Origin of the sequence: Streptomyces siamensis (assembly GCF_039543605.1) — a bacterium.
Lineage (GTDB): Bacteria > Actinomycetota > Actinomycetes > Streptomycetales > Streptomycetaceae > Streptomyces > Streptomyces siamensis.
Genome location: NZ_BAABKB010000021.1, coordinates 534425 through 550925 on the forward strand (window position 1 = coordinate 534425; position 16501 = coordinate 550925).

The window sequence follows — 16501 nt, forward strand, 5'->3', positions numbered from 1 at the left end:
TCGGTGTCGGCGTCCTCCGCCTCCTGAGCTCCGTGCTGACCTGCCCCGGCAGCCGGCAGCCGGCAGCCGAACGCCGGGAGCTGGCTGGGCGCATCCGTGCGGGGTGGCCTCTCGGTCAGGGTGATGAGCGACCCGCTATTCGGTGACGGTGCTGGGTTCGTCGTCCCAGGCCAGCGAGGACATCTTCCATCCTGACGGCGTACGGAGGAACTGGGTGGTCTTGCAGCCCCCGCCCTCGAAACGCTTGCCGTGCCGGTAGCCGGATTTGCGGTATTCGCTGAACCGGTGCGCGATCGATCCGAAGATCTCGGTCCGCTCGGAGACCTCCCATTCGGAGAACTCGGTCAGCGTCCCGTCGGTGAGCATCTTCTGCCGGGGCTCGATGAACGAGTCGAGGTCGTAGATCACTGGTTCGTTCCCGACGTTCGCGATGATCCTTCCCTGCGGGATGAAGACGTCGCGGATGACGCCGAGGTCGGGGCGGCGGTCGCCGGTGTTGGTGAAGGCGCCGATGAACACGTGCGTCAGCCGGTCGAGCTCGGCCAGGACGGCGGACTTGGACTCTTCCTCGCCAGAGGGCCATTCCTCGGAAAGGACCGACCAGACCTCGCTGTCCTGCCGCACACCCTGATGCGGATAGCGCTGCCGGAGCACTCCGTCGCGGGTCATGCCCAACCGGCGTGCGACGTCGGTGCTGCGGGTGTTGCCTGCCGCCGCCCACCATTCGACGCGGCTCATTCCGCGTTCCCGGAAGGCCCAGTCGATCAGCATCCGGCAGGCTCGGGTCACCAGGCCGCGTCCCTCCCCGGCCTGCTCCAGCCAGCAGCCGATCTCGCAGACGCCGGCGGCGCTGTCGAACCGAGTGAACATGACGCCGCCGACCAGGTCGTCGTCCAGCCATATCCCATAGATCCGGCCGGTGTCCGTGGCCAGACGATCGGCATAGCGCTGCAGGGTGGCCGTGGCCGACTCGAGGTCGGTGCTGAACGTCGCCCAGGGGATCCACGGGTCCACCGTGACCCGGGCGCGCTCGATATGGGCGAGGAACTCCTTCGCCTGCCAGGGCTCCAGGGGGCGGAGCTGGGCATGGGCGCCGAGCGGCAGGATGAACATGGGAGCCCCTTCTCCAGGTGCGTAACAAGCGTTCGGTACGTAAGCTAGCACCATGCCGCCCGCGCCCGGAGACCGTGAAGCCCGTCGCAAAGACGTATCCGAGGCCGTATGGCACGTCCTCGCCGACAAAGGGTTCGGCGGGCTGACCCTGCGTGCCGTCGCCACGGCCATGGGTGTGTCGACCGGGATGCTCATGCACTACTTCCCGACCAAACGGGCCCTGATCACGCACGCCTTGGACCTGCTGGAGCAGCGCACCGCGGAGAGGCCCCGCCGTGCGCGTCCCGGTGCGGGCCTCGCTACGGTGCGCGCCATGCTTCTGGACATCCTGCCGCTGACGCCGGGCGACGTCGCCCGCAATCGCATCTGGGTCAGCTCCTGGGACCTCTCTCTCGCCGACGGCGAGCTGACCACGCAACAGGCCGACCGCTACACCCGGCTCCGCTCGACGATCCGCCCGCACTTGGAAGCAGCACGTGATCTCGGCGAACTCCCCGCGACCGCCGACCCGGAGCAACTCGCGGCCACTGCCGTCGCCTTCACACACGGACTGGTCGTCCAGGCCCTCTTCGACCCCGGCCGATTTCCTGGGGACGTACAGATCACGATGCTCGACGACTTCCTCGCCGCGACCGCGCTGCCCCGATGACGGCCGAGATGTGGCGGTGACCCTGGGACCTTGCGAGCGAGGACCTGGAGCCGCGTGTCGTCAGGAGCTGTCCCGGGTCCGTACGGCCGCCCACAGGGCGATCCGGGTGCGTGAGCGCAGGCCCAGTTTGTCGCGGACCTTGTCCAGATGGGTGGCGACGGTACGTTCCGAAAGACTGAGCCGCTCCGCGATCTGGCGGTTGGTCAGTCCTTCGGCGACGAGTTCGGCGACCTTGAACTCCCTTGCAGTGAGGGGGAACTGGTCGACGGCGACCGCAGTGGGGTCCGTCGCCGTACGCCGGTCGCCGCTTCCCGTCCGCAAGGCGTACGCGACGAGCCGGTCTCCGTGCAGCCGGCGACCACTGCTGACAGCCGCGTCCCGCGCGGTCGATGACAGCCGGGTCCGTGCACGGGCCGCCGTCAGTTCCACCCGTCGGCGCCACGGGTCCTCCGGCTCGGTGTCCAGCCGGCTGCGGGCCTGCGCGCTCGCCTCGTACAACCGCAGGGCTCGCCGCATGTCACCGCTCTCAGCGGCCACCAGGGCCAGGCCCTCGATCGGGTACAGCGCGTGGAAACTCGCTTCAGGGACGATCCGGAGCACCTCGCCGAACAGTGCCTCGGCACTGTCCAGACGCCCCAGGGACAGCCGTACGGCACCGGCGGTGTGCAGCGCGGCAGCGGTTCGGCTCCAGTGCGCCTGTGTCCTGAGGACCGGAAGACAGCGAGCCATGAGCACATCGGCCTCGGCCTCTTCGCCGGCCTGGAGCAGGGCCCAGGCCAAGTGATGGGTGCACCATGCGGTGTCCTGCGGTCGGCCGAGCGCGGAGACGACGCGCAGGCACTCGCGCAGATCCGCGACGGCGGCAGGGAACTCGCCGCGGCACAGTCGTGCCGCCGCCCTCGCGTCCAAGGCGTTCGCGAGACCAGCGAGGTCGTCGCGCATGCGTTCCTGCCGCACCGCCCGCTCACCCAGTCGTAATGCCTCGGCCGGATCGGCCTGTTGACAGACCACACGCGTGGCGAGCGCCGCCACCGCGCCGCCGAGCGCCGGCTCGGAAGGGTCCCGCAGAAGTCCGTCGAGCAGCGGGCGGGCTGCCGATGGCTGCTCCTGCTGGTAGTGCACGCGGGCCAGTTCCAGGGCCAGCCGGTCGTGCGAGGCGTCGTCGCGGCAGCCGGCGTCGGCCAGGGCCGCCGCGAGATTGTCCCGTTCGGCGGTGAGCGGTGCGCCGGCCTGGTCGGCGAACACCTCGCCACCGGTGCGTTCCGCGAGGTCGTTCAGCCACTCCAGGGCTCGCCCGCGTACGGCGTCCAGCTCACCCGACTCCGCCAGACGCTCCATGGCGCAGGCACGTACGGCGCTCAGCTGACGGAACCGCGCGGGACGTGCGTCGCCAGGCAGCCGTACGATCAGTGACTTTGCCTCAAGGGCACACAGGACGCGCAGAATGTGGCGGGGTGCGACGCCGTCGCCGGTGCAGACCGCCTGCGCCGCACTCGTGTCGAATCCGCCGACGAGCACCGCGAGACGCCGGAAGACCGCCTGTTCCGCCGGTTCGAGCAGTCGATGGCTCCAGTCGATGGCGGCGGTCAGTCCGTCGTGGCGGCGGGGGCCCGTCCTGCTGCCGTCGGTCAGCAGCGACAGCTGAAAGAGCCGGTCGTCCAGTCCGTCGAGGATGTCGCCCAGGGGGAGCGTGCCGACGCGGCGCGCCGCCAGTTCGACGGCCAGCGTCAGACCGTCCAGCCGGCGGCATATCTCGGCGACCGTCGCACCGTTGCCCGGCCGGAGGGTGAAGCCGGGTGCGCGGCTGGTGGCACGCTCGACGAACAGCCGGACGGCATCGAAGCGCAGGAGGGCGGCAGGATCGTCCTCCGTGCCGGCCGGCGGCAGGGACAGCTCCCCGACCCGGAACACGGTCTCGCCGGGAACCCGCAACGCCTCCCGGCTGGTGGCCAGGATCCGCAACCGGGGGCAGCGGCTCAGCAGGGTCGCGGCGAACAGTGCGCAGGGCTCGGCCAGATGCTCGCAATTGTCCAGGATCAACAGGCGCGAGGTGCCCGCGATCGCGCGGACCAGGGCCTCGGTGCCGGATCGCCCCGCCCGCTCACCCACACCCAACGCGGTGGCCACGGACTGCGCCAGCGGGGCGCTGTCGTGCAGCGAGTCGAGTTCCACCAGATCCACCCGAGCGTGGCGCCGGGGCAGCCCTTTGGCCAACTCCAGCGCCAGCCGTGTCTTGCCGACGCCGCCGGCGCCGGTCAGCGTGAGCAGTCGCGACGTCCTCAGCAAGGCGCGCAGGTCGGACAGTTCCTGTCGTCGCCCCACGAAGGAGTCGAGCGCCGGCGGCAGCCCACGGCCCGGATCCGGTGGGGAGGCAGCGGGCGTGGTCGGCCGCTGCCTCCCCGAACCTGTGCGCGTCGAACGCTGTCGGAACGCCCGTTGCCGGCATGCGTTGGAGCAGTACCGGGCCGGCCGGCCGCTGTGTGGTCCGGCGGCCAGCGCCGCTCCGCATGACTCACATGTTCGATGCCGGGTCATTCCCGATTCCTGGCCGTGGGCTCCCCGGGTGAAACCCTCCGGTCCCACCGGCCGGCCGCCTCGGTGGGGCGTGCGTCAGGGCGTCGCGGCGGGATTGACCCCGAGCACGACGGCGCCCGTCACTCCCTCGCCGACGTCGCTGCCGACCTGTGTGATCGTGAGCACGGTTGAAGATCCGCCGTTGCGGTATATGCCGTCCCTCGCGTTGAGCGTTCGGGTGGCCGTGTTGTTCCGGTAGGGGGTCAGGGCGGCGATCTTCGTGTTGTAGGTCTCGGGGAAGTAGAGCTGGCCCGTGTGGGAGACGTGGCCTCCGTGGTAGGTCCCGTTGGAGACGGTGCCGCCGGCATGGGTCTTGACGTGGATGTGGAGCGCGCGGCCGACGTACCAGCCGGGGTAGACGGTGGTGAACTCGGCGACGCCGGCGGAGTCGGTCAGCTGCACGCCCCGCAGGAAGGTGGTGTCCGGGGTGGAGCCGCCCGCGACATAGCCGGAGTAGACGCCGAGCGCGTCGCAGTGCCAGATGTCGACCGCCGTGTTGGGCAACGGGAAGCAGGTCGCGATGTCGACGACTGTCACGCGGAGGGTGAGCGGCACACCCGCCCTGCCCTCGGTGATGTTCTTGCGGACCGTCTCCAGGTCCAGATAGTAGGGGCCTTCGGTCTGTTCGGGTGTCAGGACGCAGGCAGCGGCCGGTCCGGCGGCGGCTCGGGGCGTGCTGCCTCGGTCCTCGGCTGCCGCCTGCGAAGCCGCGAATCCCAGGGCTGCGACGCCGAGCGTCGCGCCGCCCAGGGTGGCGATGACGGATCTGCGGGTGGCGCCGGCCTGCTCCGCGGGGTCGTGGTGGGGGGTATCAGTCATGCCGCCACGATGGCGCGGGCTGCGGCCGACGGGATCGGTCGGACGACCGGCGAATCGAGCGCGTTACGAAACCCTCCGGGTGAAGTGTCCACCCCGGGCCGGGGCGGGGGAGCAGGGCGGTCCGCGGCGGCGGATCCGCCACGTCCGTGCCGTCCCCAGCGCGTCTCGGCGCGCACGGCACGGTGGCGGCCGTCCGCCGGTCACTCGGTGCGCAGTGCTGTGGCCGTGCGGACCTTGGCAGCCCATCCCGCCGGAGCCATCGCGCCCAGCAGGGCGACGAGCACGCCGGCCAGGCCGAGCAGCAGCAGTTGCGGCAGGTCGTACACATCGAGGACGGACGGCGGCAGGCCGGTGCCCGCGGCTTCTCCCATGACCGGCAGCACGTAGCCGTGCAGCGCGAACCCGGCCGGGACGCCGATCAGCCCGCCGACGACACCGATACCGGCCACCGAGGCGAGTACGAGCCCCACTGTCTGGCGCGGGGACATGCCGAGTGCCTTGCACACTCCCAAGTCGTGGACGCGTTCGCGGGTGTCGAGGACGACGGAATTGAGCACTCCGAGGCCCGCAACGGAGACCAGCATCAGGGTGAGCAGCGCGGCCATCGCCTCCAGGAGCACGATCATGTTCTCTCCCTGCGGGGCGGATTCGGCGAAGGCGTCGCCGCCCAGTGGCCTGACCACCTGGCTGAGCTTTTGCGCGTAGTCGGCGGGGGAGATCCCCGACTCGACCTCGATGTGGAAGGCCTCCGGCTGCGCCTTGGCGAAGCTGTCGAGATCCGCGTGGACCCGCAAGCCGTCGTCCGACGTGTCGAATGCCTCGCCGACGATCCGCAGGCTCACGGTCTCCTTCTCGAACGTCACCCGCACCGTCTCGCCGATCCTCGTGCCGGTCCTCTCCAGGAAGCGGGTGGGCACCACGACCTGACCCCGCCCGGAGAGCCAGTGCCCGTGGATCATCTCGTAGCTGCCGGGGCGGGAATCGCCCTGATAGAGCATGGCGCGGACGGTGCCGGAGATCCCGGACACCCTCGCGTCCCCCATTGCCGTGCCGTAGTACGAGGCGGTGCCGTGCTGCGCCGCGATCGCGGCACGCACCGCGTCCGGATCGGCCGACGACTGCCCCTGGTTCGCCCCCGAGGCGACGGGTGCGCGCTCGGAGCCGGCCGCGGGCGGCTTCTGCTTCTTCTCCACCGGGCGTGGCCCGGGGCCCGAGTCGGGTCCGCCGCTGATGGCGGTGACATCGGCGCGGTTCTCGGGATCCTGCGCGCCGGCGACGGCGTCGAGGGACTGTGTCAGTCCCACCGCGAACGTCGCGGCCACCGTTCCGAACGTCACCGCCAGGACCATCGCGAGGGCACGCACGGGGTGGGCGAAGGGGCTCGCGAGGCCGTATGTCAGCGGCCTGGGCAGCGGGAGCCGCCCGGCCGCGCGATGCGCCCACTGCCCCCGCGCGGTGCGCGGCGCCCTGCCGACGGCGATCGCCTCGACCGTACGCAGCCTCCCGGCCCGCAGCGCAGGCACCAGCGCCGCGATCCCGACCACGAGCAGCGCGCAGGCGGGCACCACGACATCGACCCACCAGGCCACCGAGAGCGACACCGTTCCGTACACGGACTCGGTGTCCGCCAGCAGCGGTACGGCCAGCAGGTTACCGAGGACGACCCCCAGCGCGATGCCGGCCGCGGCCGGGATCAACGCCTGTGCCACGTAAGCCCGTACGACCTCACCCGGGGCGAATCCGATGGCCTTGAGAATGCCGATCCGGCGCAGGCTCGTGCCGACCGCGCCGCTGATCACACTGCCGACGATGATGACCGACATGACGATGCCGAGCACTCCGAAGGCGAACAGGAAGGGGATCGTCGCCGCCGCGCCCTGATCGGCGGCGCGCTTGGTGTCCAGCCACGACTGGGTACCGACCAGCGACCCCTTGGGCAGGGCGGCGGTGAGCTTCTTGCGGTCGTCCGCGATCTGGGACTTCGTCGCCGCGGAGGCGAAGCGGTAGAGCATCTGGGTGGTGAGGCCGGTGTCCCCGGTCGCCAGGGACCTGACCTGGGCGGGGGTCGCCCAGACCTCGGCGCTGTTGCCGGCCGACAGCGCGAAGCCGACGACGGTCAGCGTCCGCGCGTCCGCGGCGTCCGAACTCCTCAGTGTCGAGCCGAGCTTGAGGAACTGGCCGGAGAAGTCGGAGGACAACACGATCTCGCCGGGCTCGCGCGCCCACCGGCCCGACTTCAGGTCCAGCTCGTCCACGTTCTTTCCCGGGCCGGGCCGTCCGACCAGCGTCAGCGCGGGAAGATGTCCGCCGTCCGGGCCCACCGGTCTGATCGTCGTGGACGGGAACGGTCCCGCGCTCGCCGTGACCCCCTCCACGCGGCGGGTGCTCGCCAGCTGTGCCGCGCTCACCCGGTCCGGGTCGAACTCCGCCGTGAGGTGCGCCCCGTGCTGCCGCGCGAAGGCATGGTCGAAGGGAGCGTTCGTGGCGACCATCAGGGACCCGGCGACCACGGCCGAGGCCACCGCCATCATCGTCGCCACGGCGATCACCAGCGTCTGGACGCGTCGCCTGCCGACCCCGGAACGTACGACGCGCCCCAGGGCACCGCTGCCGAACCGGCTCATCGGACGGCCTCCGCGTGCGTGTCGACGGCGACGAGGCCGTCGACGAGATGGATCGTGCGCCGCGCACACGCCCGGGCCAGCTCCAGGTCGTGCGTGACGAGGACGACGGTCTGGCCGCCGCGGTGCAGGTCGACGAGCAGCTCACGTACCTCCTGACCCGAGGCGGTGTCCAGCGCGCCGGTCGGTTCGTCGGCGAGCAGCAGAGCGGGCCGGTTCACCAAGGCCCTCGCCACCGCGACCCGTTGGCGTTCGCCGCCGGACAGCCGCCCGGGGTAGGCGCGGGCGTGCTTATGGATTCCCAGCACCTCCATCAGCTCCCCGGCACGGGATGCCGCCGCCCGCCGGGCGGTCCCGGTCAGCTGGGCGGGAAGCTGGATGTTGTCGGCCACGGTGAGGTCGTCGAGCAGGTTGAAGAACTGGAAGACCATACCGATCCGTTCGCGGCGGAACCGGGCCAGCGCGTGCTCGCTCAGCCGGTCGATACGCTGCCCGGCCACGGTCACCGCGCCCTCGGTCGGCCGGTCCAGACCGGCCACGAGGTTGAGCAGCGTGGACTTGCCGCTGCCGGACGGACCCGTCACGGCGAGGGCCTCGCCCTCGGCCACCGCGAGGTCGACCGGTCCGAGCGCCGCGGCGTCGGCGCCGCCGTACCGCTTGGCCACGCCCTCCAGTTCGATCACCTGAGTCATGAGTGGGTCCGTCCTTCGTGGTCGGGAAGCCGATGCCCGGTGCGGGCTCGGTGAACGTACGGGCGGACGCCGCAGCGGCGCGTCGGCCGTGGCACCGACATACGGCCCTTCCCGCGGAGGACCCGTTCGCGGGGTCATCCTCGAGGAGTACTCCTGTCGGGCAGGTGCGCCGGTCACGCAGGTGGACGCGGAGGCGTGCCGTGGGGCCACACAATGTGCGGATGGAGAAGGAGGAGCCGTACGGTCGGCCGCGTGACGCGTCGTGGGTGGGCACCTGGCGAGAGCGGGCCGGCGACGTGCTGCGGCCGGGCACGTGGTGGGCACACGTTCGCGACGTGATGCGGCCGGAGGGGGAGCCCGCCCGGCTGTCGCGGCGGGCGGTGCGCGTGGACATGGTGCTGGCGGTTCTGCTGACCGTCGTCGCGCTGATCGTGGCCGCGCGCTATCCCGGCGACGGGCCGGTGCGCATCAGCTCCAAGGCGGTCGCCGAGAACCGGGGCCTGATCCCGTCCCCGCCGGCCGTCCCGTACGCGCCGGCCATTCCCCGTCCAGGGGTCGAGTACGAACCGGAGCGCTCCGCGTCCTGGGTCCTGGTCGTGCTGTCGGCGCTGCCGCTCGTGGCGAGGCGCAGGTATCCGCTGCTCGCGTTCGGCGTGGTCGCCGCCGCCGCACTGGCGATAGGCGACCGTGTCTCCTGGATCAACGTGCTGACGTGCAGTATCGGCGCGTACGGAGCCGTCGCGCACAGCCGCTACCGGAACCGGGCGATGGCCGCGCTGATCGTCGCCGCCGTGCTGGCCGGTGTCGCGTTCCGGGATTCGGACCCCGTGCTCCCCGGCTGGTCCAGCCCCGCCGTGGTGCTCCTGGTGGTCGGGGTGCTGGCCAGCCTCGTCCGGTTCGGGCGCCTGCGGCTGGAGGCCAGCCGCAAGCGTTTCACGGACCTGCAGCAGGCCCAGGAGAAGGCCATGCGCCGGGCCGTCGAGGAGGAGCGCGCCCGGATAGCCGCCGAACTCCACGACGTCGTCACCCACAATGTGAGCGTGATGGTCATTCAGGCGGGCGCGGCGCGCAAGGTGATGGACGCGGCCCCGGAGCGGTCCAAACAGGCACTGCTGGCGGTGGAGGCCGGGGGCCGCGCCGCCATGGCCGAACTCCGCCATGTGATGGGCCTGCTCGCCAGCCCGGACGCGGGGGCCGACACCCCCGCGGACGGCCTGGAACCACAGCCCGGCCTCGGACAACTCGACGCCCTCGCCGAAAGGGTGCGGGCTGCCGGGACACCGGTGGACCTGACGGTGTCGCTGCCTGCCGGACCGCTGCCACCCGGGGTGGAACTCACGGCGTACCGCGTCGTCCAGGAGGCACTCACCAACACGATCAAGCATGCGGCGGGCGCCGGTGCGACCGTGGCGATCGGCTTCGCCGGCTCCTGGCTGGAGATCGAGGTCACCGACACGGGAGCCGTCCGGGACTCGCCGTCCGTGGGCGGCAACGGCCGCGGGCTGATCGGGCTGCGTGAGCGGCTCGCGCTCTACGGCGGGGAGCTCACCGCCGGACCGACGCTGACCGGCGGATACCGGGTCACGGCCCGAATCCCGTGGGAGGCGGTGTGAACGCGCCCGCCCTGCGCGCCGTCATCGCGGACGACCAGGCCCTGGTCCGTACGGGCTTCGGGATGATCCTCGCCGCCGACGGCATCGAGGTGACAGCTGAGGCCGCGGACGGTGCCGAGGCGGTCGACGCCGTGCGGCGTACCCGGCCCGACGTCGTCCTCATGGACATCCGGATGCCGCGGATGGACGGCATCGAAGCCACCCGACGCATACTCGGCAGCGGCCCCGACGGTTCCGAAGGCACCCAGGTCATCATCCTCACCACCTACGACCTCGACCACTACGTGTACGCGGCGCTCACCGCCGGGGCGAGCGGCTTCCTGCTCAAGGACGTCACCCCGGAGCACCTGGTGGCCGCCGTCCGTCTCGTGCGCTCCGGCGACGCCCTGCTCGCACCCACGATCACCCGCAGGCTGATCGAACGATTCGCCCACCGCCAGGAGTCGCCGCGGGTCGGCGTCCACCGCGACCTGTCCGGGCTGACCCCGCGCGAACTGGAAGTGCTGCGCCTGCTGGCGACCGGCCTCAGCAACGCCGAACTCGCGGACCGCCTCCGTCTCAGCCCGACCACGGTCAAGACGCATGTCGGCCGCATCCTGTCGAAGCTCGATCTGAGGGACCGCGTACAGGCCGTCGTACTCGCCTACGAGAGCGGCCTGATCTCCCCGCAGGGTCCGCTCGGAGCGGGCTGACGGCCCGGCGCCGACCGGGCCGTGAGGTCGGTGTGCCGCGTCGAACAGCGCCCCGGCGCCGAGTGCGGATGGTCGCTCCGTATGGGGATGAGGGTGACCACCGGCCGGTCGTGGAAGGGCAGTTGATGCCGGCCGCCGGCTCCCGCTGCCCACTTCCGCACACCGCCTCGTACCGGGGACAGGCTCCGCCCTCACTCCCATCGACCATTCGAGGCACACACCCGCCGTGCCTCCCACTCTCCGACCCCATGGATCCGCACGATCCAACCGACACCTCGTCACCCACGACTGACGGAACAGGGCACCCTCATGCGCCACACACGCTCAGCGTTCGCCGCCGCCACGGCACTCCTCGTCCTCACCGGCCTGGGCACGACCGCCCACGCCGCGAGCGATACCAGTGACGACACCGACCCCGACGGCTGCGTCATCATCAATTTCGGGAACAACGACAACAACGCCTGCCATGACCTCATCATCGGCAACAACAACACCACCGGCACCGGACACTCCGTGGGTACCTCGTTGGGCTCCGTCCAGTTCAGTCAGGGCTTTCACATCACGAATCAGGAGGGTGTGCCCATCACTCTGGCGTCGGTGTCCGGCGGGCCGTTCGAGGGGGCTCCGCCGCCCATCGGTTCCCGGATTCCGACAGGTGGATTTCATGACTACGAGGTCCAGTTCAGAGCCTTCGACGTGACCACGGCGAGTGCGGTCTACAACGTCACCGACTTCGAGGGGGCTTCAGGGCAGGTGACGTTCCTGATGCAGGTGGACTCGGTCGATGAACCGTCCGTGACGTGCGACATCAACGACAACCCCACAGGAGCGAAGCTGTCCTCCGTGCTCGGCTGTTTTTCGACGGATCAGTTCAACAAGAACGCGGGTGTGATCGGCATCGGCTGAACACTGCGGCCGCAGACAACACCGGGTCGTCCGGCGCCGCGAGCCACGCCCGCAGCGCCGGACGCCACGGCCTACGGCAAGAGCTTCAGCAGCTTGTTCGGCGAGCCCGACCCCACGCCGCTGAGCACTCCACTGGTCGAACCGTTGACCAGCGCGCTGCCCACGGTCGCGGGGGAGGCGTCCGGGTGGGCCGAGAGGTAGAGGGCGGCAGCCCCGGAGACGTGCGGGGCGGCGAACGAGGTGCCGTTGCCCGTGTACGTTCGGCTTCACTCGGCGTGGAGACCTTCGACGGAGGCATGACGAAGGTGGTCGAGCGGAATACCACCATCCCGACGAAGCGCAGCGAGATCTTCGTGACCGAGGAGAAGAACCAGACGACGATCGTCCTCCACATCCTCGAAGGCGAGTGGGAACAGACCTCGAGGAACAGATCACTCGCCGTCCTCGAACTCACCGACCTGCCACGCCATCCCAAGGGCACACCACTGGTCGAAGTGACCTTTGACATCGACGCCAACGGGATCCTGCATGTCACAGGCGAGGAACTTCGCGTCGCCGGCTCAGAGGCCGCTTTCACCGGCCGATCGTGCTCGGCCACCGTGAACCGTTCCACCGCAGCTCGCGCTGCCGCCCTCGTTCGCTCGCCCCGCCGGCAGTCCCTCCGCGACCTCGTCCCCCGGGGCCAGGTACCGTCCGAGCCCTCGGAATCCTGAGTGCCGCGGCAGTGTCCGCTGCCCGATCGGCAAGGCCACCGGGGCCTTGGCTCTCGCTCCGGTTCGTGCCCGCAGCACGAGCGGACTGCGCACTCTACGATCACCTCGTACGGCTACGGGCGGAGTTGGGAATGCTCGAGGACATCGAGGGTGCGGCGTCGGCAGCGGTGTTGCTCGCGGGAGGGGCGCCGCTGCGGAGCACGCTTGTCGTCGCCGACCCGGGTGACTGGCTGGCGCTGGACGCAGGAGTGCGTGAGGTGGCCTGGCGTCACTCGCCATTCTTGCCGGAGTGGGAGCGCGGCGCCCCGCCGGCGGTGGATCTGACTCAGCTGGGCGAGTCCCAGCTCGCGCTCGCGCTCTGCCACCGCGACGGTCGGATCCGTCAGGCGGCGCTGCGCTCAGCGGTCCGTCACCCCGCTCTGCTGCCGTTGATCGTGATCCGCTGTGCCGATTGGGTCGGCCCCGTGCGCGAGCGGGCCCGGGAACTGCTCCGCGAGGTCTTGGATGTGGACGCGGCGGTCGACCTCGCGCCGCTCATCCTCCGTGTCGGCCGCCGCGACAGAGGCGCCTTCGGCGTCGACGCGCTCGGACAGGTCCTGCGAGGGGCGTCAGCCGGTCAGCTTGCTGCTCTCCTGGCCACTCCCGACCGCGTCGTCCGTCGGTTCGCTCACCGGCTGGCGGTCGAGGGCCGTCTGCTCCGTCCCGCCGAGCTGGCGCGCACTGCCGCCCGGGACGAGGACACCGTGGTCCAGGACCTCTGTGCCACAGCAGCGCTCACGGCTCTGGGGGACGAGCAGGCGGACGAGGACGTGCTGTCTCCACTGCTGGCCGCGCGCAACCCGCGAACACGTGCGGCCGGGGTCACCGCGTTGCGGCGCGCGGGACGGCCGGAGCAGGCGAAGTCGTATCTCGGCGACCGGTCCGCGCTCGTACGCGCCTGCGCCCGGTATGTCCTGCGTCAGCTGGGAGGTGATCCGACGGCCTGGTACCGAACGCGGTGCATGGAACCGGGCGATCCCGAGTTGCCGCCCGGTGCGGTGATCGGGCTGGCCGAGTGCGGGAACCGCGCGGATGCCAGGCTGCTGTGGCCGTTGCTCGCGCATCCGACGGCCGGCGTGCGGGCGCGGGCGGTGGCGGGACTGAGGGCGCTGGACTGCGTGGATGCGAAACGGTTGTGGCCGCTCCTCGACGACCCTGCCGCCGCTGTCGTCCGCGAGACAGCCTTGGCCCTGCTGCCCTCGGCCAAGGAACTGCCCGCCGACCGGCTCCTGGAGCGCACCCGCTCCGAGCGGCCGCGGCACGTGCGCGTGGGCGCATTCCGGCTGCTCGACGCGCGGGGCGGCATCGTTGCCCTCCGGGCGGCGGTCGGCCTGTTGGAGGACCCGGATGCAAAGCTGCGTGGCTGGGCCGGGCAATCCGTGCAGCGCTGGCATCCGTCGCCGGACATACGACGCGGCGACGCGGAGGTGGGGGAACTCCTCGACCGGAGCCGGCACCTCTTCAGCGACCATGTGCTGCGCATACGCAAGCGGGAGGCCGGAGTGGATGGCTGAGCACCCGAGAAAGGCGGTGACCCCGGTGGGCTTCGACGCACAACGATCAGCACGCATCGCGGGCATGCGGGAAGCCGCCCGGCCCGTCTGGGAGGCGACCGGCGACACGGACGTGCTTCAGCAGTACCTCAAGGACAACGGGTGCCAGGGGGTGGACGCCGTGTTCGTGACCATGGGCCTCTTGAACTGCGGTCTTGGCGAAGCCCAACGGGCCTTCTTCGACGCCCCCTGCCGCGCCGCCGAGCGCGAGTTCCACAACCGTGTCCTGGACGGGCTCGCTGAGGCCGCGGACACAGACACCTGACAGCACGAGTGACATACCGAACCCGCTGACCGGACAGGACCCTTTTCCGAACTCCGGGCGTCCGCCGGGCCGGTGCTCACCAGGGATCGTCCGGCGGATCACGGGCCGAGCCAGGGCCGGACCCAGGCGAGAGCCGGCCGGTGCCCTAATCGTGTTGACCGCCCCCGGCAGGCAGTGCTGGAGTCGGCACGTGGACAGCATCCCCGCCAACCGGCGGCTCTGGAACCAGATCAGCAGCGCCTACCAGCACGAGCACGACCCGCACATCGGCGCCGCGCCCCGGCTGTGGGGCATGTACTCCATCCCCGACGCGCACCTGCACGCCCTGGGCGACGTCACCGGCAAGCGCGTCCTCGAGCTCGGCTGCGGCGCCGGCCAGTGGTCCAGGGCGCTCGCCGCCGAGGGCGCCGCCGTGGTCGGGCTCGACCTGTCCGAAGCGCAACTCGCCGCGGCGAGCCGCGCGATGGGAGCGGCCCGCTACCCGCTGGTGCAGGGCGCCGCCGAACAACTCCCCTTCGCCGCGGACAGCTTCGACCTGGTGTTCTGCGACTTCGGCGGGCTCAGCTGGGCGCCCCCGCACCTGGCCGTTCCGCAGGCCGCGCGCGTCTTGAGCCGAGGCGGACGCCTGGTGTTCAACGTCGCCAGCCCATGGTTCGAAGCGTGCTACGACGAAGCCGCCGGCCGCGTGACCACGACGCTCCAGCAGGACTACTTCGGGCTGAACGCCATCGCCGAAGGCGACGGCGCGACCAGCTATCAGCTCACCTACGGCGACTGGGTCAAGGTCCTGCGCGGCGCGGGCCTCGTCATCGACGACCTCATCGAGCCGCGGCCCGAACGCGGAACACCCAACGGCTACAACGAGACCGACCCACCCGACTGGGCACACCGCTGGCCGGCGGAACTGCTCTGGGTCACCCACAAACCGTAAGTTCCGCCGCGCCGAGACGTGCGGGCATCCCCTCGCCGGACAGGCCCTGGGTGGCACGTCAGGGCGGAGGCACTCTGGTGCGGGCAGCAGATTTCCGCCGGGCCGGGTAAGTGAGCCGGCGCTCCCAGGCGTGGAGAGGGCGTGGAGCAGCTGGAGTTCAGGGATTTCTACCGTGCCGGTCAGGGCGAGTGTCTGCGGACCGTGCTCGCATGTGTGGGGGACCGACAGCTCGCCGAGGACCTGGTGGCCGACGCGTTTACGAAGGCCTGGGTGTCCTGGGCGAGGGTGTCCCGGCATCCCGCGCCGCGGGCGTGGATCGTGCGGACGGCGCTCAACACACGGGTGTCGTGGTGGCGTCGGCGTCGCCGTGAGGTCGTCGTCGACGGTGTCGCGGAGACCGCCGCCGTGACGGACCCGGCGGCCTCGGGAGGACTCGACCCCACGCTCCTCGCCGTGCTGCGCGAGCTGCCGCAGCGACAACGGGAGGTTGTTGCCCTGCGGTTCCTGCTCGACTTGGACACCCGGGCGACCGCGAAGGCGCTCGGGATCGCCGAGGGGACCGTCACCGCCCATTTGTCGCGAGCCGTCACCACGTTGCGCGGACATCTCGTGACCGCTGAGGAGGGCGAACAATGAGGGACGATCCGAGCGACGTTCGAGGGGTGCTGCGGGAAGCGTTCGGCCAGGTGAGTCTGGACGTTTCCGTCGAGGAGATCGAGGCCAAGGGGCGGACCAGGCGTGTCCGGCGCCGCGTCGTGACGACAGCGGGCGCCTGCGCGGCGGTGGCGGCCTTGGCGCTCGCCGTGCCGGGGATCGGCGGCGGTGGCGCTCCGCCGGCTCAGGCCGGCGACAGCACCGGTGCGGGCGCGGTCCACGTCCGCACCGCCGCTTACACCGTGGACACCAAGACGGACGGCACCATCCACGTGACCTGGGACAAGGACCGTTACTTCGCCGATCACGCGGGCCTGGAACGCGCCCTGCACCAGGCCCGGTTCCCCGTACTGATCAAGGTCGGTGAATTCTGCCGGGGGCCGCACGACGGGAAGTTGGACCCCAGTGGCGTCGGACCGGGCGTCGACAAGGTGATGCGAGGAGAACGCGCCGGCGACGGCCGCGTCACCTTCGTCTTCACGCCCTCGGCGATGCCGAAGGGCAAGCAGCTGTTCATCGGCTACCTGAACGCGGAACAACTGCAGGTGACGCACGGGCGTCCGGGATCGGTCGAGCGGCTCGTCCCGACCGACGAGCCGCTGACGTGCACGACGCAGACACCTCCGCGCCATCGCTGAAGGAACAAGGCGGCGCCGGGCCCGGCCGG

At 71.1% G+C, this 16501-nt stretch carries 15 protein-coding genes and 1 pseudogene; 10 read left to right on the plus strand and 6 right to left on the minus strand.

The annotated features are described in order from the left end of the window. Positions 1-135: 135 nt before the first annotated feature. Positions 136-1113 carry a GNAT family N-acetyltransferase gene (locus ABEB03_RS26880; protein ID WP_345654691.1) on the minus strand — a complete coding sequence of 326 codons (978 nt, stop codon included), beginning with the start codon at positions 1111-1113 and terminating at the stop codon, positions 136-138. Between the two features lie 52 nt (positions 1114-1165). Here ABEB03_RS26880 and ABEB03_RS26885 point away from each other — a divergent pair, with 52 nt between their 5' ends. Continuing rightward, a complete protein-coding gene (locus ABEB03_RS26885) occupies positions 1166-1762 on the plus strand; it encodes a TetR/AcrR family transcriptional regulator (RefSeq protein ID WP_345654694.1) in 597 nt (198 codons plus the stop codon). A 60-nt stretch (positions 1763-1822) separates the two neighbouring features. Here the strand turns inward: ABEB03_RS26885 and ABEB03_RS26890 are convergent, their stop codons facing one another. From ABEB03_RS26890 to ABEB03_RS26905, 4 genes are all read right to left on the minus strand, one after another. After that, a complete protein-coding gene (locus ABEB03_RS26890; RefSeq protein ID WP_345654697.1) occupies positions 1823-4084 on the minus strand; it encodes an ATP-binding protein in 2262 nt (753 codons plus the stop codon). 288 nt (positions 4085-4372) lie between these two features. Then, a complete protein-coding gene (locus tag ABEB03_RS26895) occupies positions 4373-5155 on the minus strand; it encodes an intradiol ring-cleavage dioxygenase (RefSeq protein ID WP_345654700.1) in 783 nt (260 codons plus the stop codon). Between the two features lie 200 nt (positions 5156-5355). Then, entirely contained in the window at positions 5356-7779 is a 2424-nt protein-coding gene (locus ABEB03_RS26900) for an ABC transporter permease (RefSeq protein ID WP_345654704.1), read from the minus strand. Then, on the minus strand, positions 7776-8468 hold the full coding sequence (locus ABEB03_RS26905; RefSeq protein ID WP_345654707.1) for an ABC transporter ATP-binding protein: 693 nt from the start codon (positions 8466-8468) through the stop codon (positions 7776-7778). Before ABEB03_RS26905 ends, ABEB03_RS26900 begins: the two co-directional genes overlap by 4 nt. 221 nt (positions 8469-8689) lie before the next feature. Between ABEB03_RS26905 and ABEB03_RS26910 the strand changes: the two genes are divergently transcribed. From ABEB03_RS26910 to ABEB03_RS26925, 3 genes are all read left to right on the plus strand, one after another. Next, the gene (locus ABEB03_RS26910) at positions 8690-10081 is read left to right on the plus strand and encodes a sensor histidine kinase (protein ID WP_345654710.1); all 1392 of its coding nucleotides are present in this window, start codon (positions 8690-8692) and stop codon (positions 10079-10081) included. Further along, the gene (locus ABEB03_RS26915; protein WP_345654713.1) at positions 10078-10773 is read left to right on the plus strand and encodes a response regulator transcription factor; all 696 of its coding nucleotides are present in this window, start codon (positions 10078-10080) and stop codon (positions 10771-10773) included. The genes ABEB03_RS26910 and ABEB03_RS26915 overlap by 4 nt, the downstream gene beginning before the upstream one ends. Before the next feature lie 309 nt (positions 10774-11082). Continuing rightward, complete coding sequence (locus tag ABEB03_RS26925) at positions 11083-11679, plus strand: hypothetical protein (protein WP_345654716.1); 597 nt, start codon at positions 11083-11085, stop codon at positions 11677-11679. 71 nt (positions 11680-11750) lie between these two features. Here the strand turns inward: ABEB03_RS26925 and ABEB03_RS26930 are convergent. Beyond that, positions 11751-11939, minus strand: a pseudogene (locus ABEB03_RS26930) (S8 family serine peptidase); the annotation flags it as partial. Positions 11940-11975: 36 nt separating this feature from the next. On the opposite strand from ABEB03_RS26930, the gene ABEB03_RS26935 reads away from it, so the two are divergent. The 6 genes from ABEB03_RS26935 to ABEB03_RS26960 all read left to right on the plus strand — a co-directional run bounded on the left by ABEB03_RS26935 (position 11976) and on the right by ABEB03_RS26960 (position 16472). Beyond that, a complete protein-coding gene (locus ABEB03_RS26935; RefSeq protein WP_345654719.1) occupies positions 11976-12392 on the plus strand; it encodes an Hsp70 family protein in 417 nt (138 codons plus the stop codon). 131 nt (positions 12393-12523) lie between these two features. Next, positions 12524-13945, plus strand: a complete 1422-nt coding sequence (locus ABEB03_RS26940; RefSeq protein ID WP_345654724.1) for a hypothetical protein — start codon at positions 12524-12526, stop codon at positions 13943-13945. Continuing rightward, positions 13938-14249, plus strand: coding sequence for a hypothetical protein (locus ABEB03_RS26945; protein ID WP_345654726.1), 312 nt, complete (start codon positions 13938-13940; stop codon positions 14247-14249). The genes ABEB03_RS26940 and ABEB03_RS26945 overlap by 8 nt, the downstream gene beginning before the upstream one ends. Before the next feature lie 190 nt (positions 14250-14439). Next, the gene (locus tag ABEB03_RS26950) at positions 14440-15180 is read left to right on the plus strand and encodes a class I SAM-dependent methyltransferase (RefSeq protein WP_345654729.1); all 741 of its coding nucleotides are present in this window, start codon (positions 14440-14442) and stop codon (positions 15178-15180) included. A 141-nt stretch (positions 15181-15321) separates the two neighbouring features. Next, positions 15322-15816: a sigma-70 family RNA polymerase sigma factor gene (locus ABEB03_RS26955; RefSeq protein ID WP_345654732.1), complete on the plus strand. Its 495-nt coding sequence runs from the start codon at positions 15322-15324 to the stop codon at positions 15814-15816. Then, a complete protein-coding gene (locus ABEB03_RS26960; protein ID WP_345654735.1) occupies positions 15813-16472 on the plus strand; it encodes a hypothetical protein in 660 nt (219 codons plus the stop codon). The genes ABEB03_RS26955 and ABEB03_RS26960 overlap by 4 nt, the downstream gene beginning before the upstream one ends. The last annotated feature ends 29 nt before the right edge of the window (positions 16473-16501 follow it).